Genomic DNA, 23,590 nt, shown 5'->3' on the forward strand with positions numbered 1-23,590 from the left:
ATACGGCGGCTCTCGCGGGGACTCGCGTCCACGCGGGTGCGACGGCCATGTACTTTCGCTCTGTGCCGACTTCCTCGCCACGGGCCTTCCGTATGCCCGCCGCCGTTGCCTTGTCCATCGCGCTTGTGGTGCCCGCTCTGCTCGCCGGCACCGCTCATGCCGCATCACCCGCCGCGGGGCCGTTCGGCGCCCGTACGGACACGGACGAGGACAAGGACCCCAAGCCGCCCGCAAAGATGTCCGAGGTGGGCGGCGAACGGCTCGGATCTCCGGGGACGCACATGCGGGCCAAGCGGGGCGAGAAGCCGGCGAAGCTCCCCGGGGGCATCACCGCGCGGTCCTGGATCGTCTCCGACGCCGAGTCCGGCAAGGTGCTCGCCGCCCGCAATCCGCACTGGAAGCTCCCTCCGGCCAGCACTCTGAAGATGCTCTTCGCGGACACGCTGCTCCCCAAGTTCCCCAAGAGCGCCGAGCACAAGGTCGAACGCTCCGACCTGGAGGGCATGGGCGAGGGCAGCAGCCTGGTCGGTGTGAAGGAGGGTCAGACGTACGCCGTCGAGGACCTGTGGCGGGGCGTCTTCCTGCGCTCCGGGAACGACGCGGTGCACGTGCTCTCCGCGATGAACGGCGGCAAGGACAAGACCGTCCGGGAGATGAACCGGCAGGCGGAGAAGCTGCGGGCCGGCGACACGAACGTCGTCAGTCCCGACGGCTACGACAAGAAGGGCCAGGTCTCCTCGGCGTACGACCTGACGCTGTTCGCCAGGTCCGGCATGCAGAAGTCCGACTTCCGCGAGTACGCGGCCACGGCCCGCGCCCAGTTCCCCGGTGAGAAGAAGAAGGGGAAGAAGCGTGAGACGTACGAGATCCAGAACACCAACCGGCTGCTGACCGGTGACTTCGGGCTCGACCCGTACCCGGGCATCGCCGGTGTGAAGAACGGCTCGACGTCGAAGGCGGGGGCGACCTTCACGGGGGTCGCCCAGCGCGGCGACCGCGTGCTGCTCGTGACCTGCATGCATCCGGACGACGAGCAGGGCGGCCTGGAGGTCTACAAGGAGACGGCCAAGCTCCTGGACTGGGGCTTCGAGGCCGCGGACAAGGTGGAGCCCGTCGGCGAACTCGTCGCTCCGGCCACGGCGGGCGCCTCCGGCAAGTCGGGCGACGACGCGGACAAGAACAAGTCCGGTGCACAGTCCGGTGGCCTCTCGGACGGCAGCAACGGCGGGGAGGACTCGGGCGGCGTCGGCATCGCCGTCGGCGTCACCGGCGCGTGTCTCGTCCTGGTGGCGGGTCTGGCCTACGCGGTTCACCGCCGTTGGCCGATGCCGGATCTGACGCGCCTGCGCCGTCTTCCGTTCGGGCAGGGGACGGAGTCCGAGGCGTCCGCCGCTTCCGCTTCCCCCTCCGGTCCCGGAGCGGACGGGTCCGGGGACCCGGAGCCCGCTCGCGGGGAGGACCCGGAGGAGGACCGTCTGACCGCTCGGAAGTCCGACTGACCGGCCCCTCGGCCTCGTCGTCCGTGCCGCTCCCGGGTCCGGGAGCGGCACGTTCCGATTCCACCGGTTCGGGGGCTCCGTCGCCGAGCGCGTCGATCTGCTCGATCGGCTTCAGGGTGCGTTCCGTCGCCGTCCAGGAGGCGCAGAAGAGCATGAGCTTGGTCATGAAGCTGATCCACAACAGCAGCGCGATGGGCGTACCGAACGCCCCGTAGACGCTCTTGGTGGCGACCGACTGCAGGTAGCCGCCCAGCAGCAGCTTCAGCAGTTCGAAGCCCACGGCGCCCATCGCGCAGGCGAGCACCGTCGCGCGACGCGGCGGACGGACGCCCGGCAGCACCGTCAGCACGTACCACAGCAGCGCGAAGTCGGCGGCGACGGCCGCCCCGTATCCGGCCGCGCTGAGCAGTACGGTGCCGACGCCGCCCTCGCGGAGGCCGAGCTGACCGGCGACCCAGCTGACCGCGCTCACGGCGAACGCGGATCCGCCCAGCGAGACGAGACCGACCACCCCCAGTCCGAGCAGCGCGCCGAGGTCCTTCAGCTTCAGCAGGACGGGGTTCCCCGGGTCCTCCTCCAGGTCCCACACCGCGCGCAGGCTCTCGCGCAGCGTCCCGACCCAGTTGACGCCGGTGACGAGCAGCAGCAGACCCGCGATGAGCCCGATCGTGCCCGCGTTGTCGGCGAGGGACTGGAGGTCCAGCTGCCTGGAGATGCCCGGCACCTGACGGCTGATGGTGTGCTGCACGTCACGCATACGCTCCGGCGACAGCAGCGAGGCTCCGACGGCGGCGAACACGGCGAGCATCGGGAACAGCGAGATGAAGCTCGTGAAGGTGACGGACGCGGCGAGCCGGTCCCACTTGCGCTCGTCGAGGTGCCGGTAGACGCGCCACAGCCGGGTCCCGAGGAACCACGTCGCCACGGGCCCGATGAGCGGCAGCTTCTTGAGCCAATCCACGCTCAGCGGTTACCCCCTGCGCGCACTCTCATCCGGAGACGGGCGGACGTGGAAACCGCCTGTGTCCAGGGAAAGCCCCGGAGAGCCAAGGGAAACCCCGGAGGAGTCCGGGGGACAGGGAGGCCGTCAGGAGAGCGGGGCGAACGAGTCCGCTTCGTCGTCGCACGCGGGAAGCGGCTGCGCGACCTGCCGCGGCACCGCGGAGAACGCCGCGGAGGAGTCGTCACTGTCGCCGAAGGTGAACTTCCGCTGGAGCCGCCAGACCAGGTCGGCACCCTGTTCGTAGAGCGCGAACCCGGTGGCGGTCCACGACGCCTCGAACTCCGCGAGCTCGTCCTGGGCCCGGTCCATCGATTCCTCGGAGATGCCGTGCGCGACGGTGACGTGCGGGTGGTAGGGGAACGCCAGCTCCCGCGCGACCGGCCCTTCGGGCGCCCGCACCCGCTCCTGGAGCCAGGAGCATGCCGACGCGCCCTCCACCAGCTGTACGAAGACGACGGGGGAGAGCGGGCGGAAGGTGTCCGTGCCCGAGAGCCGCAGCTCGAACGGACGCCCGGCGGCGGCGACGCGGGCGAGGTGCGCCTCGATCTCCGGCCGGTGGGCCGGGTCGGCCTCCGTGGGCGGCAGCAGGGTGATGTGGGTGGGGATGCCGTGGGCCGCCGGGTCGCCGAAGCTCGCACGCCGCTGCTGGAGCAGGCTGCCGTGCGGTTCGGGGACGGCGATCGATACGCCGAGCGTGACGGTCCCCACCTTGTGCTCCCTTCTGCGCTTCTCTGCCGTTCGGTGCCGGTCCGGCGGGCCGGTCTGCCGGTCCGTCCGGGCCGGACTTGCGGTGCTGTGCGCCGGCGCTTCCGCCGGGGCGGAGGCCGTGATCGCCGTCAGTGTTTCGAGGGGAGCAGCCCCACCTTGTCGTAGGCCTGGGCGAGTGTCTCCACAGCCACGGCCCGTGCCTTCTCCGCACCTTTCGCCAGCAGCGAGTCGAGCGTCTCCGGGTCGTCCAGGTACTCCCGTGTACGAGTCCGGAAGGGAGCGGCCCAGTCGCTGACGATCTCGGCGAGGTCCGTCTTCAGCGCACCGTAACCCTTGCCCGCGTACCTTTGCTCCAGTTCTGCGATTCCGGTGTCGGTGAGCGTGGCCAGTATCGTCAGCAGGTTGCTGATGCCCGGCTTCTCCTCCTGGTCGTAGCGGATCTCCGTGCCGGTGTCCGTCACGGCGCTCTTGATCTTCTTCGCCGAGGCCTTCGGCTCGTCGAGCAGGTTGACGATGCCCTTCGGGGACGACGCCGACTTGCTCATCTTGACCGCCGGGTCCTGGAGGTCGTAGATCTTGCCCGTCTCACGCAGGATGTACGGCTCGGGGACGGTGAAGGTGGCGCCGTAGCGGCCGTTGAACCGCTCGGCGAGGTTGCGGGTCAGCTCGATGTGCTGCCGCTGGTCCTCGCCCACCGGCACCTGGTTGGCCTGGTAGATGAGGATGTCGGCGACCTGGAGGATCGGATACGTGAAGAGGCCGACCGATGTGCGGTCAGTACCCTGCTTCGCCGACTTGTCCTTGAACTGCGTCATGCGGGACGCCTCGCCGAAGCCCGTCAGGCACTCCATCAGCCAGCTCAGCTGAGTGTGCTCGGGGACGTGACTCTGCACGAAGAGGGTGCAGCGCTCCGGGTCGAGGCCGGCAGCCAGCAGCTGCGCGGCCGCGAGGCGGGTGTTCTCCCTCAGCTCCCGGGGGTCCTGCGGGAGGGTCAGCGCGTGAAGGTCGACGACCATGTAGAACGCGTCGTGGCTCTCCTGGAGTGCGATCCACTGGCGTACGGCACCGAGATAGTTGCCGAGGTGGAACGAACCGGATGTGGGCTGGATACCCGAGAGCACACGCGGACGGTCATTGGCCATGTGCCCATTGTCTCAGGTCCCCGGGCCCCGGAGTGCACGGTTGTGCAGTGACCTCCGGCACCGTGTCGCCCGCTCCCGGGGCCTTCCCGTACGGTCGTCGGGCCCGTACGGCCGTCCTGCGGAACGGCTGCTCAGAGTGCGAAGTTTCTCCGTGAGCCGCCGGGTGGACGATAGAAAGAGGCCCACCCGCCGCCGGCACGAAAAACGTGAGCACCGGCGGGCGGCCGCGGGACCATACGAGACGAACGGAGACCCCGGATGTCCACCTCGGAAGGGCTGATCGCCGCCGCCGAAGCGCGCAGCGCCCACAACTACCACCCTCTGCCTGTCGTGATCGCCTCAGCCGAAGGCGCCTGGATGACGGACGCCGACGGGCGGCGCTACCTCGACATGCTCGCCGGCTACTCGGCGCTCAACTTCGGGCACGGCAACGAGCGGCTCGTCAACGCAGCCAAGGCGCAGCTCGACCGCGTCACCCTCACGTCCCGCGCGTTCTACCACGACCGCTTCGGCGACTTCTGCGAGCAGCTCGCCGAACTCTGCGGCATGGAGATGGTGTTGCCCATGAACACCGGGGCCGAGGCCGTCGAGACGGCCGTGAAGACGGCCCGCAAGTGGGGTTACCGCAGCAAGGGCGTGCCCGACGGGCAGGCGAAGATCATCGTCGCGGACAACAACTTCCACGGCCGTACGACGACGATCGTCTCCTTCTCCACCGACGCCGAGGCACGCGCCGACTTCGGCCCGTACACCCCGGGTTTCGAGATCGTCCCCTACGGCGATCTCGCCGCGCTGGAGGCCGCGATCGACGAGCACGGCGACAACACGGTCGCGGTGCTGCTGGAGCCCATCCAGGGGGAGGCGGGCGTGCTCGTGCCGCCGTCCGGCTACCTCGCGGGCGTACGCGAGCTCACACGGCAGCGGAACGTGCTGTTCATCGCCGACGAGATCCAGTCGGGCCTGGGACGTACCGGCGCGACCTTCGCCTGCGAGCACGAAGGCGTGCTGCCCGACATGTACGTGCTGGGCAAGGCGCTGGGCGGCGGCGTCGTCCCCGTCTCCGCGGTGGTCTCCTCGCGGGAGGTGCTGGGCGTCTACCGGCCCGGCGAGCACGGCTCCACCTTCGGCGGCAACCCGCTGGCGTGCGCGGTGGCGCTGGAGGTCGTCGCGATGCTGCGCACAGGCGAGTACCAGCAGCGGGCGAAGGAGCTCGGCGAGCACCTGCACCGCGAGCTCGGTGCGCTCGTGGGAGGCGGCGCGGTCCGCGAGGTGCGGGGGCGCGGCCTCTGGGCGGGTGTGGACGTCGACCCTGCGCACGGCACCGGCAGGGAGCTGTCCGAGAAGCTGATGCAGCGCGGAGTCCTGGTGAAGGACACCCACGGTTCGACGATCCGCATCGCGCCGCCCCTCGTGGTGTCGGAGCAGGACCTCGACTGGGGTCTGGAGCAGTTCAGGGCCGTGCTCGGCAGCTGAACCGACGGGAGCGGCCCGGCCGTCCGGGGACGGGCCGCCCGACTGCCGTGCGGGGTAAGGCCGTTCGCCCGGCAGAGGTGAACTCAGGTGCCTTGCCGCTCTGTTGATTACTCCGGGGGCCCGGGGTGCGAGTGCCGCACCCCGGGCCCTTCGGCTGCCGTCCGTGCAGGTGTCCGGGCGGAGTGCGGGCGGAGTGCGGGGCGGTTCAGTGCCCGAGCAGCTTCAGGACCTGTGCCCAACTGTCCTGCCGTGCCACCTGATCCGCGGCCGAGGTGGCCACGACACTGCCGTTCGCGCCACCCTCCTGGCCGGGCTGTCCGTAGGGGAACCAGTTCACGTGGTGCCCGGCGTCGGGGTACGTGGCCTGCTGGTGCCGCCGTCCGTCGGCGTTGCGCCGGGCGGCGATGCTCCGGGCCGCGTCCGCGGCGCCCCACATCTTGTCGTTGCCGCCTGCGACGGCCAGCACCGTTCCGCGTACCCGGTCCAGCGGGATCGGCCCGGCCGGCACGGGACGTCCGTCGTCGGCCCACGCGGCACGGCCCGAGGGCCCGGCCAGATAGGGGCCGTTGACCTTGGCGGACGGGGCGTAGGCGATGACGTCGCGGAAGACGGACGGACGGCGCTGGGCGAGGAGCTGGGCGATCTCGCTGCCGCGGGAGTTGCCCATCACGGCGAGCCGCCCGGGGTCCGCGCCGGGCTCGCGGCCCAGCACGCGTGCGGCGTGAGTGAAGTAGCCGAGTTCGATCATGTTGATCGCATCGGGCCGTCCCGACCCCTTCCCGCAGCGGAAGTAGCACAGCGACAGTGCCGGGTAGCCGTGTGCGGCGAGCAGCGCCGCGGCGTACTCGCCGGAGTTGCCGCCCTCGCTGCCCCCGAAGACCAGCACGGGCGGGCGCCGCCGCTCGCCGGCGGGCGGGGTGTACATCTCGCCGTCGATCCTGTCCTCGGCGACCGTGAGCTTGCGGTGCCGGACCTTCTCCGTCAGCCACCGGCGCTCGACGGTGCGGCCCGCGAGCTGCTTGCCGTTCTCCGTGACGGTCAGCCGTACGTCGTACGAGCGCTGCTCGGCCGGGGAAGGCGGGTGGTAGGAGAAGGCGTCGCCGCTGCCGATCATCTTCACGCCCGGTCCGCGCTGCGGCAGCATCGCCTTCAGCAGGCCCATGCTGTCCGGTTTCGCGTACGGCCGCCCGCCGGCCGGTGCCGCTTCGGCGAGGTCCAGTTCGCCGCTCCCGTCCGCCCTGAAGTCGCCCTGCGCGCCCCAGGGTTGCCCGCGCTGGTCCCTCGCGACGGCGGTGACGGTGACCCGGTCGTGCCTGCCGAGGCCGCTGACCCGGACCCGTATGCGCTCGTCGGCCAGTGCCTCGGGGCGGTCGACGTGGATCGCCGCGTGGCCGGTGTCCGGCTTGCGCGCGTCGTCGGAGCCCGCTCCGTCCGAACAGGCCGCGGCGAAGGCCAGCAGAAGGACTCCGAGGACTGCGCGTGCTTTCCCTGTAGGTGCCACGCCGGGCACCATACGCACCATGCGCCGCGGCGGCGGAATCGGACGTTCCTCCCAGCTGGAAATCCGATGAGAAATCCGCCACGCTGTCGCGCATGCTGCCAGCAGAGCGTGACTTCTATTCGACGCAGAGCGTCCACAGCGATCCGGGTATGGCGGACAGGCTCGCCGAGCTGCCCGGCGGCCCCGACGAACTCGCCCTGCTCGTACGACACTTGCTCATCCACCGCGAGGAGGCCGGCCGCTTCGGGTGCGCACTGCCCGAATCGCGTTACCGGTCCGAGGCCGAAACCCGTTACATAGACGACATCCTCGACATCGTCACCCAGCTCGACAAGGCGCCGCTGACCGCCCCGCGCCGCCCGCTCGACCGATTCGCGGGCACCTGCCGCGACTTCGCGCTCCTGCACTGTGCCCTGCTCCGTCACACAGGCACCCCGGCCCGCGTCCGCTGCGGCTACGCCACCTACTTCGCGCCCGGCTTCCACGACGACCACTGGGTGACCGAGTACCTGCACCCGGAGCGCGGCTGGGTCCTCAGCGACCCGCAGTTCGTGCCGGACGCACGCATCGAGTCCGGCTACGAACTCGACTTCGACCCCCTCGACGTCCCCCGCGACCGCTTCCTCGTCGCGGGGGAGGGCTGGCGCCGCTGCCGGACCGGGGAGGCGGACCCCAAGACGTTCGGCGTCAGCGTGCTCGGCCTCATGGGCCTGTGGATGGTGCGGGGCAACGTCGTACGGGACCTCGCCGCGCTCAACAAGGCCGAGGTGCTGCCGTGGGACGCCTGGGGTGTCGGCGACGGCGGCCGGCGCGGCGACGACGAGCCCGGTGACGTCGAACTGGCCCTGCTGGACGAGGTGGCGGAGGCCACCGTCGAGGCGGACTTCGAGCGCGTCCGCTCCCTGTTCCTGGACACCCCCGGCCTGCGGGTGCCGGAGACGATCACCTCGTACCAGTCGTACGACGGGGAGTGCGAGGTGCGCCTGCGCGACGACCGGCCCGGTTCCTGACGGAGGCCGGCCGCCCCTCGGGCACGGCTCGGCGGGCCGCGTGCTCTCACGCCTCGGCAGTGCACCTCGGTGTGGACTGCGGGCAGACGGGAGCCGTCCGGGCGTCCTTCACGGCAGCGGGGCCGGGCACGGCGCGGCGTCTCACGGTGCCGGGCCGCGCCCGGCCCCGCTCGGCTTCGCGGAGCCGGCGGTCGATGCCCCGTTCGCGGAGACCTCCGACGACCGGGGGCAGGACGACGAAGACTAGTAGGGCGATCCCGATGAGGGTGTGGAGTGCGTTGTCCATGTCTCTACGGTGGCCGCCGGACGCCCAGAACGTCAGTGGCAGGGCTGTCACTGGACATCGAATTACTGCCATACTCGTGGGGTGCTGAAGAACGTCGCGGTCGCGCTCACGCACGGAGTCAACGCGTTCGAACTCGGTGTCGCGGCAGAGGTCTTCGGAATGGACCGCAGCGATCAAGGACTGCCGGTCCACGACTTCGCCCTGGTCGCCGCCGAGCCCCCACCCATCCGCGCCAATCCCCCGTTCACCATCGACGCTCTGCACGGCATCGACCGGCTTGCCGACGCCGACCTGATCGTGGTGCCGGCGGGGCAGGGCTATCAGGAGCGGGACTTCCCCGAGGAGCTGCTGGCGGCCCTGCGCGCTGCGGTGGACCGCGGCGCATGGGTGCTCAGCGTGTGCTCCGGCGCGTTCCTGCTGGGTGCGGCCGGCCTGCTGGACGGGCGGCGCTGTACGGCCCATTGGCGCGACACCGAGCAGCTGTCCCGGCGCTTCCCCCGGGCACGGGTCGAGCCCGGCGTGCTGTACGTGGAGGACGCCTCCGTGATCACGTCGGCGGGCACCGCCGCCGGTATCGACGCCTGCCTGCACCTGGTCCGCCGGGAGCAGGGCAGCCACGTGGCGAACGCGATCGCCCGGCGGATGGTCGTACCGCCGCATCGCGAAGGGGGGCAGGCCCAGTACATCGAGCATCCGGTGCCGCCGGAGCGCGGCGACGACGCGATCGGCGTCTCGCTGCACTGGCTGGAAGAGCACCTGACCGAACAGATCACGGTGGAGCAACTGGCCGGCATGGCCCACATGGCGCCCCGCACGTACGCACGCCGTTTCCAGCAGGAGACGGGCACGACGCCGCACCAGTGGGTGCTGGGCCAGCGTATTCTCCGCGCCCAGCACCTCCTGGAGGAGACGGACCTGACCGTCGACGCCATCGCGGCGCGAGCCGGGTTCGGCAACGACGCGGCCCTGCGCCACCACTTCCTCCGCCGCCTGGGCACCACGCCCAACGCCTACCGGCGCACCTTCCGCGGCCCGCCCGCCCGCGTGGCCGGAGCCGACCACGGCCGGACGGGCGGCGAGTACGAGGAACGCAGAGCGCCGGGAGCCCTCGGGCAATAGGGGCTCCCGGCGCTCCCGGCGCTACGGGCGTCGGCGTCCGCCGGTGTGGCGGGGCGGTGTCAGCCGGCCTGGGCCGACTCGTACAGGGCCTGCGCCTCCGCGCCGAAGTACGGGCCGAACATCGTGTCGGGCAGGAAGACGTACCCGAAGCTGTTCACGGACGACTGGAGGCCCGTGCCCGTCGCCTCGTCGAACTCCGTGAACCACGGGCCGCCGCTGGAGCCGCCCGTCATGTTGCACGAGAGGCCGTGGTCCTTGGTGAGCAGCACGTCCTGGAAGCTCGTACCGCTGCAGTAGATCAGCTTCTCGCCGTCGTAGGGGTCGGCGGCCGGGAAACCGAACGAGTACATGGTGGTGTTGTAGTCGGCGTTGAAGGACAGGCCCTGGCTTCCGACGACGTCGGCGAGCTTCTTGCCGTCCAGGGGGTTCACCACCGCGGCGCCGACGTCGAAGTTCATGTCCTCACTGGCCTCCCACTGGGGGGTGGTCAGCGTCTTCGCGGCGGTCCACTTGCCGTGCGGCGCTTCGCCGTCGTGGTAGCCGGGGACGAAGACCCAGTCGGTGTGCCAGCTGCCCTGGTACTTCACGCAGTGCCCGGCCGTGATGACGGTGCTGCCGTTGTCACTGGTGACGGAGTTGCCGGAGCAGGACGAGTCCTTGCCGTTGAACTTGAAGAAGACCCGTCCCGAGGTCTGTACGACGTCACCGCCGCCGGACCAGGGACCGCCCGGCTCGGGCAGGGCCATGGCGCCGTTCTCCGGCGCTTGCGGCGGAACCTTCAACTCGGCGCCGCGCCGCACTTCCTGGGCCGCGCGGTCCGTCGCGCGGGCGCCGAGGTCGAGCAGCTCCTCGACCGGTGTGGCCGCGCGCATCCGTTCGGCGCTCCAGTGGTCCGCGGCGTTCGCCTGTGCGGCCCTGGGAACGTCCCGACTGGGGGCGCTGCCGCCGGAGTCGGCGCTCGCCGGCGTGGCCTGGAGGGTGAGGGCGAGCAGTGCGCCTATCGCGGCGAGGGCGCTTGCGCCGCGGCGCATACGTCTTGTGCGTCTCACGCGTACTCCTTCTGCTGTGTGGGGTGGTGCAGACGAGTGGTGCGGGTAGACGTGCCTGTTGCTGTTGTGCGTCGATAGCGTGCCCCGAAATCGCCCTCGCTGAACGGGAGACGGGCCCGCAGACGCGAAAGCGCCCGGAGCGGGAGCTCCGGGCGCAGTCGTGTCCGTCCACGAAAGGGCGCGTGCGCGCCCCGAGTTCAGAAGCGGCGGGTGATCAGCGCGCGCTTGACCTCCTGGATCGCCTTGGTGACCTCGATGCCACGAGGACAGGCGTCCGTGCAGTTGAACGTGGTGCGGCAACGCCACACGCCGTCCCTGTCGTTGAGGATCTCCAGACGCTGCTCGCCCGCCTCGTCACGGCTGTCGAAGATGAAGCGGTGCGCGTTGACGATCGCGGCCGGGCCGAAGTACTGCCCGTCGTTCCAGTAGATCGGGCACGAGCTGGTGCAGGCCGCGCACAGGATGCACTTCGTGGTGTCGTCGAAGCGCTGACGGTCCACGTCGGACTGCAGACGCTCCCGCGTCGGCTCGTTTCCGGTGGTGACCAGGAACGGCATGACGTCCCGGTACGCCTGGAAGAACGGCTCCATGTCGACGACCAGGTCCTTGAGGACCGTGAGGCCCTTTATCGCCTCGACCGTGATCGGCTTCTCCGGGCTTATGTCCTTGATCAGCGTCTTGCACGCCAGCCGGTTGCGCCCGTTGATGCGCATCGCGTCCGAGCCGCAGATGCCGTGCGCACAGGAACGGCGGAAGGTCAGCGTGCCGTCCTGCTCCCACTTGATGCGGTGGAGAGCGTCCAGGACCCGGTCCTTGGAGTCGATGTCGAGGGTGAAGTCCTCCCAGGAGGCGTCCGCCGAGACCTCCGGGTTGAAACGGCGGATCCGGAAGGTCACGGTGATCATGCCGGAAGCGGTGGGCTCGGCCGCGCCGGACTGGCCGGGCTGTTCCATGACTGCGGTGCTCATCAGTACTTACGCTCCATCGGCTGGTAGCGGGTCTGCACGACCGGCTTGTAGTCCAGCCGGATCGACTCGGTGCCGTCGTCGCCGACGTCGCGGTACGCCATGGTGTGACGCATGAAGTTGACGTCGTCGCGGTTCGGGTAGTCCTCGCGGTAGTGACCGCCGCGCGACTCCTTGCGGGCCAGCGCAGAGACCGCGGTGACCTCCGCCAGATCCAGCAGGTTCCCCAGCTCCAGGGCCTCCAGCAGGTCGGTGTTGAAGCGCCTGCCCTTGTCCTGGACGCTGATGTCCCGGTACCGCTTGCGGAGTTCGCCGATCTCCTCGACGGCTTCCTTCAGCGTCTGCTCCGTGCGGAAGACCATGACGTTCTTGTCCATGCACTCCTGGAGTGCCCTGCGGATCTCCACGACACGCTCGTTGCCCGTGGCGTCCCGCAGGTTCTCGACCTCGCCCTCGACGAACGCGGCCGGATTCTCGGGCAGTTCGACGAAGTCGGCCGTGGAGGCGTACTCCGCCGCCGCGATGCCGGCCCGTCGTCCGAAGACGTTGATGTCCAGCAGCGAGTTGGTGCCCAGCCGGTTCGCGCCGTGCACGGAGACGCAGGCGACCTCGCCCGCCGCGTACAGGCCGGGGACCGGCGTGTTGTTGTCGGCGAGGACCTGGCCGCGCACGTTGGTCGGCATGCCGCCCATCGCGTAGTGCGCCGTCGGCTGGATCGGCACCGGGTCGGTGTAGGGCTCGATGCCCAGGTACGTACGGGCGAACTCGGTGATGTCCGGCAGCTTCGCGTCCAGCTGCTCGGGCGGCAGGTGCGTCAGGTCCAGGAAGACGTGGTCCTTGTCGGCGCCGCAGCCGCGCCCCTCGCGGATCTCGGTGTAGATGGCGCGCGAGACGACGTCGCGGGAGGCGAGGTCCTTCATCACCGGCGCGTACTTCTCCATGAAGCGCTCGCCGTCCTTGTTGCGGAGGATGCCGCCCTCACCGCGGGCGCCCTCCGTCAGCAGGATGCCCATCTTCCAGATGCCGGTCGGGTGGAACTGGAAGAACTCCATGTCCTCCAGCGGCAGCCCGCGCCGGAAGGCGGCTGCCTGGCCGTCGCCGGTGAGCGTGTGGGCGTTGGAGGAGACCTTGTAGAACTTGCCGTTGCCTCCCGAGGCGAACACGACGGACTTGGCCTGGAAGACGTGGATCTCGCCGGTGGCCAGTTCGTACGCGACGACGCCCGCGGTCTTGCGGATGCCGTCGACCTCGTTCAGCAGCAGGTCCAGGACGTAGAACTCGTTGTAGAACTCCACGCCCTCCTTCACGCAGTTCTGGTACAGCGTCTGAAGGATCATGTGGCCGGTACGGTCCGCGGCGTAGCAGGAACGGCGCACCGGCGCCTCGCCGTGGTTGCGGCTGTGCCCGCCGAAGCGGCGCTGGTCGATGGTGCCGTCCGGGGTGCGGTTGAACGGCAGGCCCATCTTCTCCAGGTCGAGGACGGAGTCGATGGCCTCCTTCGCCAGGATCTCGGCGGCGTCCTGGTCGACCAGGTAGTCGCCGCCCTTGATCGTGTCGAAGGTGTGCCACTCCCAGTTGTCCTCCTCGACGTTGGCGAGGGCCGCGGCCATGCCGCCCTGGGCGGCGCCGGTGTGGGAACGCGTCGGATACAGCTTCGTCAGCACGGCGGTGCGGCTGCGCTTGGTCGACTCGATGGCCGCGCGCATGCCGGCGCCGCCGGCGCCGACGATGACCGTGTCGTACTTGTGGATCTTCATTGGGTTACCTCAGCCCCGTACGTACGTCAGCGAATGTTCGGGTCGAAGGTGAAGATCACCAGCGTGCCCAGCAGGACCGTGAACACCGTGGCGGTGTACAGCAGCATCTTCAGCCAGAAGCGGGTGTTGTCCCGCTCCGCGTAGTCGTTGATGACCGTGCGCAGGCCGTTCGCGCCGTGCAGCATCGCCAGCCACAGCATCAGCAGGTCCCAGATCTGCCAGAACGGGGACGCCCAGCGCCCGGCGACGAAGGCGAAGCCGATCTTGGTCACGCCGCCGTCCAGCACGAGCTGGATCAGCAGGTGCCCGAGGACGAGCACGACGAGCACGATCCCCGACAGCCGCATGAACAGCCAGGTGTGCATCTCGAAGTTGCCGCGCGACGCCTTCGGCGTCCTGCTGGTACGGGCCCGCGGCGGCGTGATCACCGGTGCCGGGTTGTCCACGCTGTAGGTGCGCTCACCGTCCGCGGCGGCGCCCGTCCCGGCGTTGGCGGTCTCGGTCGACATCGTCATCAGCTCCCGAACAGCGTGTGCAGAGTGTGCTGCAGGACGGGGTAGAAGGCGCCCGCCATCAGCACGCCCCAGATGGCCAGCACGGTCCACAGCATCTGCTTCTGGTACCTCGCGCCCTTCGACCAGAAGTCCACGGCCACGACCCGCAGGCCGTTCAGCGCGTGGAAGAGCACAGCGGCGACGAGGCCGTACTCCATGAGGTTGACGAGCGGTGTCTTGTAGATCGCCACCGTCTCGTCGTACGTCTCGGGGGAGACGCGGACGAGCGCGGTGTCGAGCACATGGACGAACAGGAAGAAGAAGATGAGGACGCCGGTGACTCGGTGAGCCACCCAGGACCACATTCCTTCCCGGCCGCGATACAGCGTTCCAGCCGGCACGGAACTAAACCCTCCGGGAGCGGATGTAAGAGCCTGCCGCCATCTTCGACTCGGAAGTGGAGCGGTGTCGGTCGGGCTCGGCCGGGTACGGTCCACCGGCCTGGGCCATCGTAGCGACGCTTTCCCGGTACATCCGTCCCGGGTGGGGCGGGTGTGATCAATCAGGCACCGGGGACGGCGGCGCCGGCGCGCCCCGCCCCGGAGGCCGGGCGCGGTGCCGCGACCAGCTGTACGAGCCTGCCGCGTGCGAGCCGCCGCAACTCCTCGGCGGCCACCACACGCTCCTCCTCGGGGTCGCTGCCGAGCCGGGAGCGCACACCTTCGAGTGCCTGGCCGAGCCGCTCCCCGGGGCTGTGCCCGTCCAGGAAGATGAGGAAGGGCTGCCCGAACCGGGCCTCGTACGCGGAGTGCGCGGCACGCAGAGCGGTGTGCGCGGCGAGGGTGCTGCGCCGATCGGCGGAGCTCTCGCGCAGCGGCGCACCGCGTGCGGCGGAGGCGGCCGGCGAGGGGACGGGCGCGGGAAGCTGCGGCGTCTCCGCGGCCAGTGCTTCGGAGAGGTCGCCGGGAGTCATGTCGTAGCTGGCCTCGTCGACCGCGGCCAGCAGCGCGTCCATGTCCGGGTACGGGCGGCAGTCCGCGATGCGGGCGGCCCAGCGGCGGTTGTGGCAGCAGCGCAGCAGCAGAGCGGTGGTCTCGTCGCGAGGCGTGGCGTTGAACCGGCCGAGGGGCAGTGGCAGCGGCGCCGGCAGCGGTGTCGTGGGCTGGACGGGCAGCGAGCCCGTCGCCAACAGGGGGACCGCGCCCACGCCTTCGGCAGACGCGGCCGCGGCCTTCTCGTCGCTGCGCGGGATGGGCAGGGGCATGGGCTCCTCGGACGGTCGACGCGCGAATGAACGTACGGAGTCGGAGTGCTCGGAGTAGGTGATACGGACGAACGGCGGACTCCACGAGACGTCCGCCGTGGCCGCGGGGCGCGGCCGGATGCACCCCCGGCGATCGCCGTGCGACGCCCGGCCCGGCGGTGCAGGCGGTCCCGCGGGACACCGTAACGACGGGGAGGGTGAGCGATACGACGAGCATGTGAAATTCACTCGGACGGGAATGTTCTGCATCGGATACCGAATAAGTGCCGACTGAAAAGGGGTCATAGCCTATCTACATGGGACATAAGCGGCCAAAGAATCGAGTGATCTCCGCAGCGGCACTTGTGACGAGTGCCGTGATGGTTCTCACTCTCGATGCCTGTTCCGGCGGCGACTCGGGCGGCGAAGGCGGTGACGGCGGGGAGAGCAGTTCGCCGGCGGTGCCCACTCCCACGGGCCCGTCCCGGAAAGGGCCCGCTCCGGCGGCTGTTCCGTCCGTCCGGGACTGGGAGCCGGTGCGTGGGCCGGGCTGGAACCCCTCACGCCACACCCGTGTCGTCGCCGACCTCGAGGGCCCCCTGGCCGACGAGGCGAAGCTGCTGGCAAGGGAGTTGAACGTCCCCTTCACCAAGGGCCCCGCCCGCACCGCGGACGTCGAGCTGGCCCTGGACGGCGACGTGCCCGGCGGGCGGGAGGGCTACGAACTGACCAGCCGCAAGGGGCAGGTGAAGATCTCAGGATCCGACCACGCGGGCGTCTTCTACGGCACGCGCACGCTCGTGCAGTCGGTGCGTGCCCAGGGCGGTGTCGCCGACGGTGTCGTGCGGGACAAGCCGGACCGTCCTCAGCGCGGCTTCATGCTCGACATCGCGCGCAAGCACTTCAGCGCGGAGTGGATCGAGGACCGGATCCGGGAGCTGGGCGACCTCAAGCTCAACCAGCTCCAGCTGCACATCTCCGACGACCAGGCGTTCCGGGTGGAGAGCACCTCCCACCCGGAGGTCGTCTCGTCGCCCCGCCTGACCAAGGCGGAGATGCGGCGGATCGTGAAGCTCGCCGAGTCGCGGCACATCACCGTCATCCCGGAGATCGACTCCCCGGGCCATCTCGGTGCCGTGCTGGAGGCCCACCCGGAGCTGCAGCTGAAGGACGAGTCGGGGCAGCCGACCGAGGGCGCGATCGACATCTCCGACCCGGCGGCGGCGAAGATCGTCGACGATCTGCTGCGGGAGTACGCCGGTCTCTTTCCCGGCAGGTACTGGCATCTGGGCGGCGACGAGTACCTGGCCCTGGCCGAGGAGGACCCGGAGGCTTCCTATCCGCGGCTGGCGGAGAAGGCCCGCGAGAAGCACGGCCGGAAGGCCGGGGTCGAGGACCTCGCCGCGGAGTGGCTCAACGACCGGGCGAAGACCGTACGCGAGGAGGGCAAGAAGCCGCAGGTGTGGAACGACGGCGTCCGCGCGGGCGGTGAGGTGAAGGTGCGCCGGGACCGGGAGATCGCGTACTGGACCGGCAAGGAGGCGGGTGAGCGCGACCCCGTGGAGTACCTGAAGGAGGGCTGGAAGTTGATCAACTTCAACGACGAGTACCTCTACTACGTACTGGGGCAGCCGAACGAATTCACATATCCGACAGGTCGCCGCATCTACGAACAATGGACGCCGGCGGTCCTCCGCGGCACCAGGCCGGTGCCTGAATCGTTGTCCGGCCCGGATCACATCCCGGGCGGCCGGTTCGCGGTCTGGTGCGACCGGGCTCAGGCGCAGACGCCGCAGCAGGTGGCCGAAGGTGTCCGGATGCCCCTGCGCGCCACGGCGCAGAAGCTGTGGGACCCCGCCGAACCGGCTCTGAGCTGGGAAGACTTCAAGAAGCTCGGGGAGCGCGCGAGCTAGGAGAATGCGAAGGCGACCGGGGTCGCCACCCCCCACAGGAGAGACCCCGATCGCCCTCGAGAACGGGCGCACCACGCCAGGGGCAGGCCCGTACTCCTATCAGCGTTCGAAGCCCTCATTCTGTTACGTGGTCAACTTACGTGGACGATGACGCACACTTGGCCTTAGCGTGCTCTCGCATCGATGCTGGTCGGTGCGTACAGAGAATGCAGGCATCAGCGACACGGCAGACAGGCGCCCGACCAGGGGCGTGACCAGATCCGTTGGGACATCGCGGAGTGGGGCGAGAGACGGGCGTGCAGGGGGACGACGCGGAGTTGACCGCCGCGGTACGCGCGGCACAGGGCGGGGACGAAGTCGCCTTCCGCACTGTGTACCGGGCTGTGCACCCGCGGCTGCTCGGCTATGTCCGCACCCTCGTCAGCGACCCGGACGCCGAGGACGTCGCCTCGGAGGCATGGCTGCAGATCGCCCGTGACATCGCGCGGTTCAGCGGCGACGCCGACCGGTTCCGCGGCTGGGCCGCCCGCATAGCCCGCAACCGTGCACTGGACCACCTGCGCACGCGGGGCCGCCGCCCCGCCATCGGCGGGGACGAGAGCGACCTGGCCGTGCTGCCGGCCGGCGTGGACACCGCCGACGAGGCCATCGAGGCGCTCGGTACCGGACGCGCGATGGCGCTGATCTCCCGGCTCCCTCAGGACCAGGCGGAAGCGGTGGTGCTTCGGGTGGTCGTGGGGCTGGACGCGAAGAGCGCCGCGCAGGTTCTCGGCAAGCGTTCGGGAGCCGTCCGTACGGCCGCCCACCGCGGTCTCCGCAAGCTTGCGGAACTGCTCGACGAAACTGGTGAAGATTCCGCAGAACCGGCAGACGGCCGGGGAGCGTCCCAGTGGGACACGGGCCGCGGTGTGACGCATAAGGCCTCGCGAACGCTGAGGGAAACGTGATGGCGGACGACGACCGGTACAGGTGGCTGGACGACGAAGTTGCGGAGCGCTTGCTCCGTGGCGCGTCGGTCAATGCGCGTAGCGCGCAGGACGGCGGGCGCCACGGCGAGGCCAACGGCAACGGTGCAGCGTCCCCCACCAGCACTTCTGGACGGCCCGGCCCCGCGACACCGTCCTGGGCTGTCGACGGCCGTGCCCTCAGCGGAGCGGGCGTGACGGAGCCGGCGGGCGGGCCGGTCCGGCATCCCGCCGATCGGCTCGCGTCGATGCTCGGCGATCTTGTGGCCGAGCAGACCGCGATGCCGCACACGGCCGCGGCGCGGCACCGGGCCGCCGCGGAGCAGGGCGTACACGTCACGGGTGGATACGCCGAGCTGCCCGGCGAGGCGGCGGCGCTCGAAGCTTTCCGTGCGGTCCATGCCGAAGCCGTGCACGCAGGCACCCTGGAGATCGGCTCCGGCCCCACGGAGCCGGGAACGGTGGTCGGGCGCCGGGCAGCCGCACGTGAGCGCCGTGGCCGCGCCCGTGACCGCAGGCCGGGAGCGACGGGACGCGTGACTCTGGGCGGACGCCCGCTGCGTGCGGGCTTCGCGATGGCCATGGCCGGATGCGCACTCGGCGGAGTGGCCGTCGCCGCCACCACCGGCGTCCTGCCGACGCCGTTCGGCGGTGGCGGTACGCCCGCGGCGAGCGTGTCACCGCTGGCGAGTCCGAGCGGGGGTGACCGCGACGCCGCCCTGGGCGGCGGGGACGGGAGTCCCTACGACGACAACGGTCCAAGACGCGGCACCCGCGAGGGTGGCAAATCAGGGCCGTCGGACTCGCCCAGCGGCGGGGACCTCGCGGGTAAGGGCCATGGCAAGGACGGCAAGGGCTCCGAGGGCCCGGACGGCCAGGAATGGCCGGACGGCGGCAAGGGGCTGTCGGAGGCCGAGAAGAAGGCGATCGCGCGAGCGCTCTGCGCGGCCTACGAGGACCACGAACTGTCCATGGACGACCGGCTGAAGCTGGAGGCCGTCGCGGGCGGCCCGGCGGGCGTGGACAAGTTCTGCGACAAGCACGGCGGTGGCAGCAACGCGCAGTCCGGGGGGACCGGGAACTCGGGGGGCATCGGCACTCCGGGGGACTCCGGTGGAGACGGTGACGTCGGCGGCGGAGGGGACTCCGGCGGTGACGCGGGCGGCGATTCCGGCGGTGACGCGGGCGGCGACGCGGGAGGTTCCGACGGCGGGGACTCCGGCGGCGACAGTTCGGGCGGCGTGGGCACTCCCAGCAACGGCGGCGCCGACGGTGGCGGAGACTCGACGCTCGACTCCGGCGACTCCGGCGACTCCGGCGACTCCGGCGAGTCCGGCGAGTCCGCCCCCAGCGACAGCGGCAGCCGGCTCGACGGCTCCTCGCAGGCTTGATCCGCCGCCGGGTGTGACACATCTTTCGTGACGTTCCGGCGTTCCGGGTGCGGGGCCTCTCCTGCGCCGGGGCCGGCGCGCCTCTGTCAGTGACGAGTGGCACCGCTCTTCCCGGGTGTTCTTCGCGGGGTGCGCCAACTCCCCGCGCTCTGAAGTGAGTTCCGCGCGGCTGCGTTTCCCTGCCTCCGTAACGGCTTCGCCGGGAGGCTTCCGGAGGCTGTTCCCGGCGCGGTCCGTACCGTCGGTAAGTGCTGCTTCCAGGCCATTTCTTGGATGTGACGCACGTCACGCGATTTAGTTGAAAACCGGTGTGACATTTTCAAGCTGCACGACGCAGTGAGAAGTGAGCCGACTGGTCATCGGCTGCGCGACATGTCCGAGGTTCCCCCCGTACCTTCGGGCTCGCGCGCATGGCGCGGGCGGGACACGTTCCCCCGGTCCCGCCCGCGCCCCATCCGGCTTCACGCCGAGCGGCCCCGCATCGCCCCGCCCCCTCCTCCGGGCCTGCCCGTCACTTGTAGACGATGACCTTGTCGCCCTTCTTCACCTGCGCGAAGAGCGCTGCGATCTTCTTCTTGTCCCGTACGTTGACGCAGCCGTGCGACGCGCCCCGGTAGCCGCGGGCCGCGAAGTCCGAGGAGTAGTGGATCGCCTGGCCGCCGCTGAAGAAGAGCGCGTACGGCATGGGAGTGTCGTAGATCGTCGAGACGTGGTCCCGGCTCTTGAAGTCGACGCGGAACTTCCCCTCCCGCGTGGGGGTGTAGGCCGAGCCGAAGCGCACGTCCATCGCCGAGCGCAGCCTGCCGTCCACGTACCAGGCCAGTGTGCGGCTCTTCTTGCTGACGCACAGGGCGCGTCCCGTGAGGCAGCGCGGGTCCGGGTCGTCGAGCGGGCGGGTGGTGGGCGGGTACAGCTCGTCGCGTACGGGCGGTGAGGTGCGGGCCCTCAGTGCGCTCCAGGCGCGCGAGGTCAACGTGCCTGTGGCGCTCATGCCCTGCTGTGCCTGGAAGGATCTGACCGACGCGGTGGTCACCGGCCCGTAGTAGCCGGTCGGGTTGCGGTCGAAGAGCCCCAACTTCCGCAGCCGCGCCTGCAGTTCACGGACCCTGTCGCCCTGCGACCCGGTGCTCATCAGCACCGGGTCGGCGACGGCGGCGCGTTCCGCCGGCTGTGCCTTCCTGGTCGCGGGTGCCTCGTTCTTCTCCGGGGGCTTGTTGTTCTGCGCGGGCAGTTCGGTCTCCGCCGGCGGCTGCGGCGGCACCGAAGTCTTCGTCACACGGATGGGCGCACCGTCCGTCGCCTGCGCCTTGCAGCCCGCCGTCACGCCCACGACGAGACCCGTCCCCGCCAGGACGGCCGCCGTGACCGCCAGGCTGCCGCGCTGCTTGACCTGTACCCCCGCCATCCGAACCCCCGGAACACTCGCGGACATTCCGGACTGCACCAGCCCGAAACACTCGACACCGACCGCCCCTTGCATTCCCAGCGTGGCCCGGGAACGAACCTCGCGTGGCGCGGCATGCTGTGAGTTGAGGCCACGGACCGTGGCCGCCCGTCCGCAGCGGACCGGACCGTACGGAGGCACCGAGCATGGCAAGCCGTTCAGAGAACACACGGTTCACCGAGAGCGGCTTTCCCGTCGAAACCGTCTACGGTCCGGAGGCGCTGCGCGGCTGGGACGCCGGCGGGAAGCTGGGGGAGCCCGGCGCGTATCCGTTCACGCGCGGCGTCCACCCGTCCATGTACCGGGGCCGGCCGTGGACGGTGCGGCAGTACGCCGGTTTCGGCACGGCGAGCGAGTCGAACGCCCGGTACCGGGAGCTGATCCGGCACGGAACGACCGGACTGTCGGTCGCCTTCGACCTGCCGACGCAGATGGGACACGACTCGGACGCACCCCTCGCACACGGCGAGGTGGGAAAGGCCGGCGTCGCCGTCGACTCGCTGGACGACATGCGCGTGCTCTTCGACGGCATCCCGCTGCAGGAGGTCTCGACCTCGATGACGATCAACGCACCCGCCGCGCTGCTGCTGTTGCTGTACCAGCTGGTCGCGGAGGAGCAGGGCGGGGACGCGGCGCGGCTCACGGGCACCGTCCAGAACGACGTGCTCAAGGAGTACATCGCCCGCAGCACCTACATCTTCCCGCCCAAGCCCTCCCTGCGGCTGACCGCCGACATCTTCCGCTACTGCCGCGCCGAGCTGCCCGGATGGAACACCATCTCGATCTCCGGCTACCACATGGCCGAAGCGGGAGCCACGCCCGTCCAGGAGGTCGCGTTCACTCTCGCCGACGGCATCGAGTACGTACGGACGGCCCGCGCGGCGGGAATGGACGTCGACGAGTTCGCGCCCCGGCTGTCGTTCTTCTTCGTGGCACGTACGACGCTGCTGGAGGAGGTCGCCAAGTTCCGTGCGGCGCGGCGGATCTGGGCCCGCGTGATGCGTGAGGAGTTCGGCGCGCGGAACCCGAGGTCGCTGATGCTGCGCTTCCACGCCCAGACGGCCGGTGTCCAGCTGACGGCCCAGCAGCCCGAGATGAACCTCGCACGGGTCACGGTCCAGGCGCTGGGCGCGGTCCTCGGCGGGACCCAGTCGCTGCACACCAACTCCTACGACGAAGCCATCGCACTGCCGAGTGCCCACGCGGCGCGGCTGGCACTGCGGACCCAGCAGATCCTCGTCCACGAGTCCGACGTCACCGCGACCGTCGACCCCTTCGCGGGCTCCTACGCGGTCGAGTCGTTGACGGACGAAGTCGAAGCCGCAGCCGTCGCGTTGATGGAGCGGGTCGAAGAGCGCGGCGGAGCGGTCGGCGCGATCGAGCAGGGGTTCCAGAAGAGCGAGATCGAGCGCAGCGCATACGCCGTCGCCCGCGAGACGGAGAGCGGCGACCGGGTCGTCGTCGGCGTCAACCGCTACCGGACCGGCGAGGACGAGCCGCACGGCGAGCACTACGAGCCGTTGCGCGTCGATCCCGCCGTCGAGCAGCAGCAGCGCGAACGCCTCGCCCGTCTGCGCGACGAGCGCGACCGGCGGGCCGTGGAAGGCGCGTTGGGCCGGCTGCGCAAGGCGGCGGAGGGCACGGACAACGTCCTCCCCCCGATGAAGGAGGCGCTGCGCGCTCGCGCGACGGTCGGCGAGGTGTGCGGCGCGCTGCGTGAGATCTGGGGCGCGTACGAGCCCGTGGAGACGCTCTGAGACGGCCGTCGCCGGCATGTGCGGACTGCCGGACGGCGACGCGCTTCCCCGTTCCCAGGACGGGCGACGGGGCGTGCGCGCCCCCCGCTGTCAGACCTGCCGGCCCACGTCCAGCAGGCGCAGCACCGCGTCCAGGCCGCGCACGGAGCCCGGGGACGCACCTGCCGGGAGGACGTACGCGCGCAGACCGGCCGCGGCGGCGCCGCCGTCCTTGGCCGGGTGGTCGCCGACCATCAGGGTCTCCTCGGGCGCCGCGCCCAGCGCCTCGCAGGCGTGCCGGAAGAGGCGCGGGTCCGGCTTCTCCGAGTCGTGCTCGTAGGAGTGCACCCAGGCCGAGAAGTGGTGGGCGAGCCCGTGATGGCCGAACGTGGGCCGCAGATCCCAGCCGACGTCGCTGACCACGCCGAGCGCTGTTCCGCCCTCGGCGAGGCGCGCCAGGGTGGCCTCGGTGTCGGCGTACGGGAGCCAGTGCGCGGGCGCCTGCATCTGCTCGTACAACGCGTCCGCGAACGGGGCCAGGGCGGGGGCCGAGGCGTACCACGTGGTGAAGGCGTGCCGGTGCGCTTCGGAGGAGACGTCACGTCCGCGCTGGGCCGCGACGACGGCGGGGTCCGCGAGGCCCTCCTCCAGGTCCGTGAGGACGGTCTCCATCTCCCGGTCGTCGAGGGGCTGCGGCAGCGCGGCCCGGATCCGGTCCGCGTAGCTGCCGATCTGGAAGAGCGTCCCGGAGAAGTCGAAGAGCACGGCCCGAACGGGCGCGGGAGGCGGCGAGAGGCGGGCGCGCAGGGGGCCTTCCGGCCCGCAGACGACGTGTGTGGTCATGCGTGTTTCCTATCGCACCCCAGCCGTTGCCCTACGCGCCGGGAGGGCG

The 23,590-nt window shown here is 70.6% G+C and carries 20 protein-coding genes and 1 pseudogene; 8 read left to right on the forward strand and 13 right to left on the reverse strand.

All coding sequences use genetic code 11. The features are described from left to right. The first annotated feature begins 92 nt into the window (after positions 1–92). The gene (locus ACFPA8_RS01055) at positions 93–1,499 is read left to right on the forward strand and encodes a D-alanyl-D-alanine carboxypeptidase family protein (RefSeq protein WP_386441155.1); all 1,407 of its coding nucleotides are present in this window, start codon (positions 93–95) and stop codon (positions 1,497–1,499) included. Here ACFPA8_RS01055 and ACFPA8_RS01060 read toward each other — a convergent pair. The 3 genes and pseudogenes from ACFPA8_RS01060 to trpS all read right to left on the reverse strand — a co-directional run. Beyond that, a pseudogene (locus tag ACFPA8_RS01060) lies at positions 1,462–2,460 on the reverse strand (YihY/virulence factor BrkB family protein); the annotation flags it as partial. The gene ACFPA8_RS01055 and the pseudogene ACFPA8_RS01060 sit on opposite strands and share 38 nt — an antisense overlap. A gap of 126 nt (positions 2,461–2,586) precedes the next feature. Continuing rightward, entirely contained in the window at positions 2,587–3,210 is a 624-nt protein-coding gene (locus ACFPA8_RS01065) for a 2'-5' RNA ligase family protein (RefSeq protein WP_386440780.1), read from the reverse strand. 128 nt (positions 3,211–3,338) lie between these two features. Then, positions 3,339–4,352, reverse strand: a complete 1,014-nt coding sequence (gene trpS, locus ACFPA8_RS01070; RefSeq protein WP_386440782.1) for a tryptophan--tRNA ligase — start codon at positions 4,350–4,352, stop codon at positions 3,339–3,341. Positions 4,353–4,610: 258 nt separating this feature from the next. Here trpS and rocD point away from each other — a divergent pair, with 258 nt between their 5' ends. Beyond that, positions 4,611–5,825: an ornithine--oxo-acid transaminase gene (rocD, locus tag ACFPA8_RS01075; protein ID WP_386440785.1), complete on the forward strand. Its 1,215-nt coding sequence runs from the start codon at positions 4,611–4,613 to the stop codon at positions 5,823–5,825. Positions 5,826–6,030: 205 nt separating this feature from the next. Here the strand turns inward: rocD and ACFPA8_RS01080 are convergent, their stop codons facing one another. Next, positions 6,031–7,326, reverse strand: coding sequence for an acyl-CoA thioesterase/BAAT N-terminal domain-containing protein (locus ACFPA8_RS01080; protein WP_386440788.1), 1,296 nt, complete (start codon positions 7,324–7,326; stop codon positions 6,031–6,033). A 92-nt stretch (positions 7,327–7,418) separates the two neighbouring features. On the opposite strand from ACFPA8_RS01080, the gene ACFPA8_RS01085 reads away from it, so the two are divergent. Further along, positions 7,419–8,336 (forward strand): transglutaminase-like domain-containing protein, encoded by a 918-nt coding sequence (locus ACFPA8_RS01085; protein ID WP_386440791.1) that lies wholly within the window; start codon positions 7,419–7,421, stop codon positions 8,334–8,336. A gap of 46 nt (positions 8,337–8,382) precedes the next feature. Here ACFPA8_RS01085 and ACFPA8_RS01090 read toward each other — a convergent pair whose 3' ends face one another. After that, positions 8,383–8,622, reverse strand: coding sequence for a hypothetical protein (locus ACFPA8_RS01090; RefSeq protein ID WP_386440794.1), 240 nt, complete (start codon positions 8,620–8,622; stop codon positions 8,383–8,385). Between the two features lie 81 nt (positions 8,623–8,703). Here ACFPA8_RS01090 and ACFPA8_RS01095 point away from each other — a divergent pair, with 81 nt between their 5' ends. Then, the gene (locus ACFPA8_RS01095; protein ID WP_386440797.1) at positions 8,704–9,741 is read left to right on the forward strand and encodes a GlxA family transcriptional regulator; all 1,038 of its coding nucleotides are present in this window, start codon (positions 8,704–8,706) and stop codon (positions 9,739–9,741) included. Between the two features lie 59 nt (positions 9,742–9,800). Here the strand turns inward: ACFPA8_RS01095 and ACFPA8_RS01100 are convergent, their stop codons facing one another. The 6 genes from ACFPA8_RS01100 to ACFPA8_RS01125 all read right to left on the reverse strand — a co-directional run bounded on the left by ACFPA8_RS01100 (position 9,801) and on the right by ACFPA8_RS01125 (position 15,270). Next, positions 9,801–10,772 (reverse strand): trypsin-like serine peptidase, encoded by a 972-nt coding sequence (locus ACFPA8_RS01100; protein WP_386441158.1) that lies wholly within the window; start codon positions 10,770–10,772, stop codon positions 9,801–9,803. A 215-nt stretch (positions 10,773–10,987) separates the two neighbouring features. Beyond that, complete coding sequence (locus ACFPA8_RS01105; RefSeq protein WP_386440800.1) at positions 10,988–11,758, reverse strand: succinate dehydrogenase iron-sulfur subunit; 771 nt, start codon at positions 11,756–11,758, stop codon at positions 10,988–10,990. Then, a complete protein-coding gene (sdhA, locus tag ACFPA8_RS01110) occupies positions 11,758–13,512 on the reverse strand; it encodes a succinate dehydrogenase flavoprotein subunit (protein WP_386440803.1) in 1,755 nt (584 codons plus the stop codon). The genes ACFPA8_RS01105 and sdhA overlap by 1 nt, the downstream gene beginning before the upstream one ends. Positions 13,513–13,538: 26 nt before the next feature. Next, positions 13,539–14,021 carry a succinate dehydrogenase hydrophobic membrane anchor subunit gene (locus ACFPA8_RS01115; protein ID WP_386441161.1) on the reverse strand — a complete coding sequence of 161 codons (483 nt, stop codon included), beginning with the start codon at positions 14,019–14,021 and terminating at the stop codon, positions 13,539–13,541. 5 nt (positions 14,022–14,026) lie between these two features. Beyond that, positions 14,027–14,407 carry a succinate dehydrogenase, cytochrome b556 subunit gene (sdhC, locus tag ACFPA8_RS01120; RefSeq protein ID WP_386440806.1) on the reverse strand — a complete coding sequence of 127 codons (381 nt, stop codon included), beginning with the start codon at positions 14,405–14,407 and terminating at the stop codon, positions 14,027–14,029. 161 nt (positions 14,408–14,568) lie between these two features. Next, the gene (locus ACFPA8_RS01125; RefSeq protein WP_386440809.1) at positions 14,569–15,270 is read right to left on the reverse strand and encodes a 2-oxo-4-hydroxy-4-carboxy-5-ureidoimidazoline decarboxylase; all 702 of its coding nucleotides are present in this window, start codon (positions 15,268–15,270) and stop codon (positions 14,569–14,571) included. Positions 15,271–15,566: 296 nt separating this feature from the next. Here ACFPA8_RS01125 and ACFPA8_RS01130 point away from each other — a divergent pair, with 296 nt between their 5' ends. From ACFPA8_RS01130 to ACFPA8_RS01140, 3 genes are all read left to right on the forward strand, one after another. Next, positions 15,567–17,162 carry a beta-N-acetylhexosaminidase gene (locus tag ACFPA8_RS01130; RefSeq protein ID WP_386440812.1) on the forward strand — a complete coding sequence of 532 codons (1,596 nt, stop codon included), beginning with the start codon at positions 15,567–15,569 and terminating at the stop codon, positions 17,160–17,162. Positions 17,163–17,458: 296 nt separating this feature from the next. After that, a complete protein-coding gene (locus ACFPA8_RS01135) occupies positions 17,459–18,109 on the forward strand; it encodes an RNA polymerase sigma factor (RefSeq protein WP_386441164.1) in 651 nt (216 codons plus the stop codon). Next, the gene (locus tag ACFPA8_RS01140) at positions 18,109–19,518 is read left to right on the forward strand and encodes a hypothetical protein (protein ID WP_386440815.1); all 1,410 of its coding nucleotides are present in this window, start codon (positions 18,109–18,111) and stop codon (positions 19,516–19,518) included. The genes ACFPA8_RS01135 and ACFPA8_RS01140 overlap by 1 nt, the downstream gene beginning before the upstream one ends. Before the next feature lie 511 nt (positions 19,519–20,029). Here ACFPA8_RS01140 and ACFPA8_RS01145 read toward each other — a convergent pair. Then, positions 20,030–20,923: a L,D-transpeptidase family protein gene (locus ACFPA8_RS01145; protein WP_386440818.1), complete on the reverse strand. Its 894-nt coding sequence runs from the start codon at positions 20,921–20,923 to the stop codon at positions 20,030–20,032. A gap of 185 nt (positions 20,924–21,108) precedes the next feature. Here ACFPA8_RS01145 and ACFPA8_RS01150 point away from each other — a divergent pair, with 185 nt between their 5' ends. Then, the gene (locus ACFPA8_RS01150) at positions 21,109–22,719 is read left to right on the forward strand and encodes an acyl-CoA mutase large subunit family protein (RefSeq protein ID WP_386440821.1); all 1,611 of its coding nucleotides are present in this window, start codon (positions 21,109–21,111) and stop codon (positions 22,717–22,719) included. Between the two features lie 90 nt (positions 22,720–22,809). Here the strand turns inward: ACFPA8_RS01150 and ACFPA8_RS01155 are convergent, their stop codons facing one another. After that, entirely contained in the window at positions 22,810–23,541 is a 732-nt protein-coding gene (locus tag ACFPA8_RS01155) for an HAD family hydrolase (RefSeq protein ID WP_386440824.1), read from the reverse strand. Positions 23,542–23,590: the final 49 nt, after the last annotated feature.

The sequence above is a fragment of the Streptomyces ovatisporus genome, assembly GCF_042653885.1.
GTDB classification, from domain to species: domain Bacteria; phylum Actinomycetota; class Actinomycetes; order Streptomycetales; family Streptomycetaceae; genus Streptomyces; species Streptomyces ovatisporus.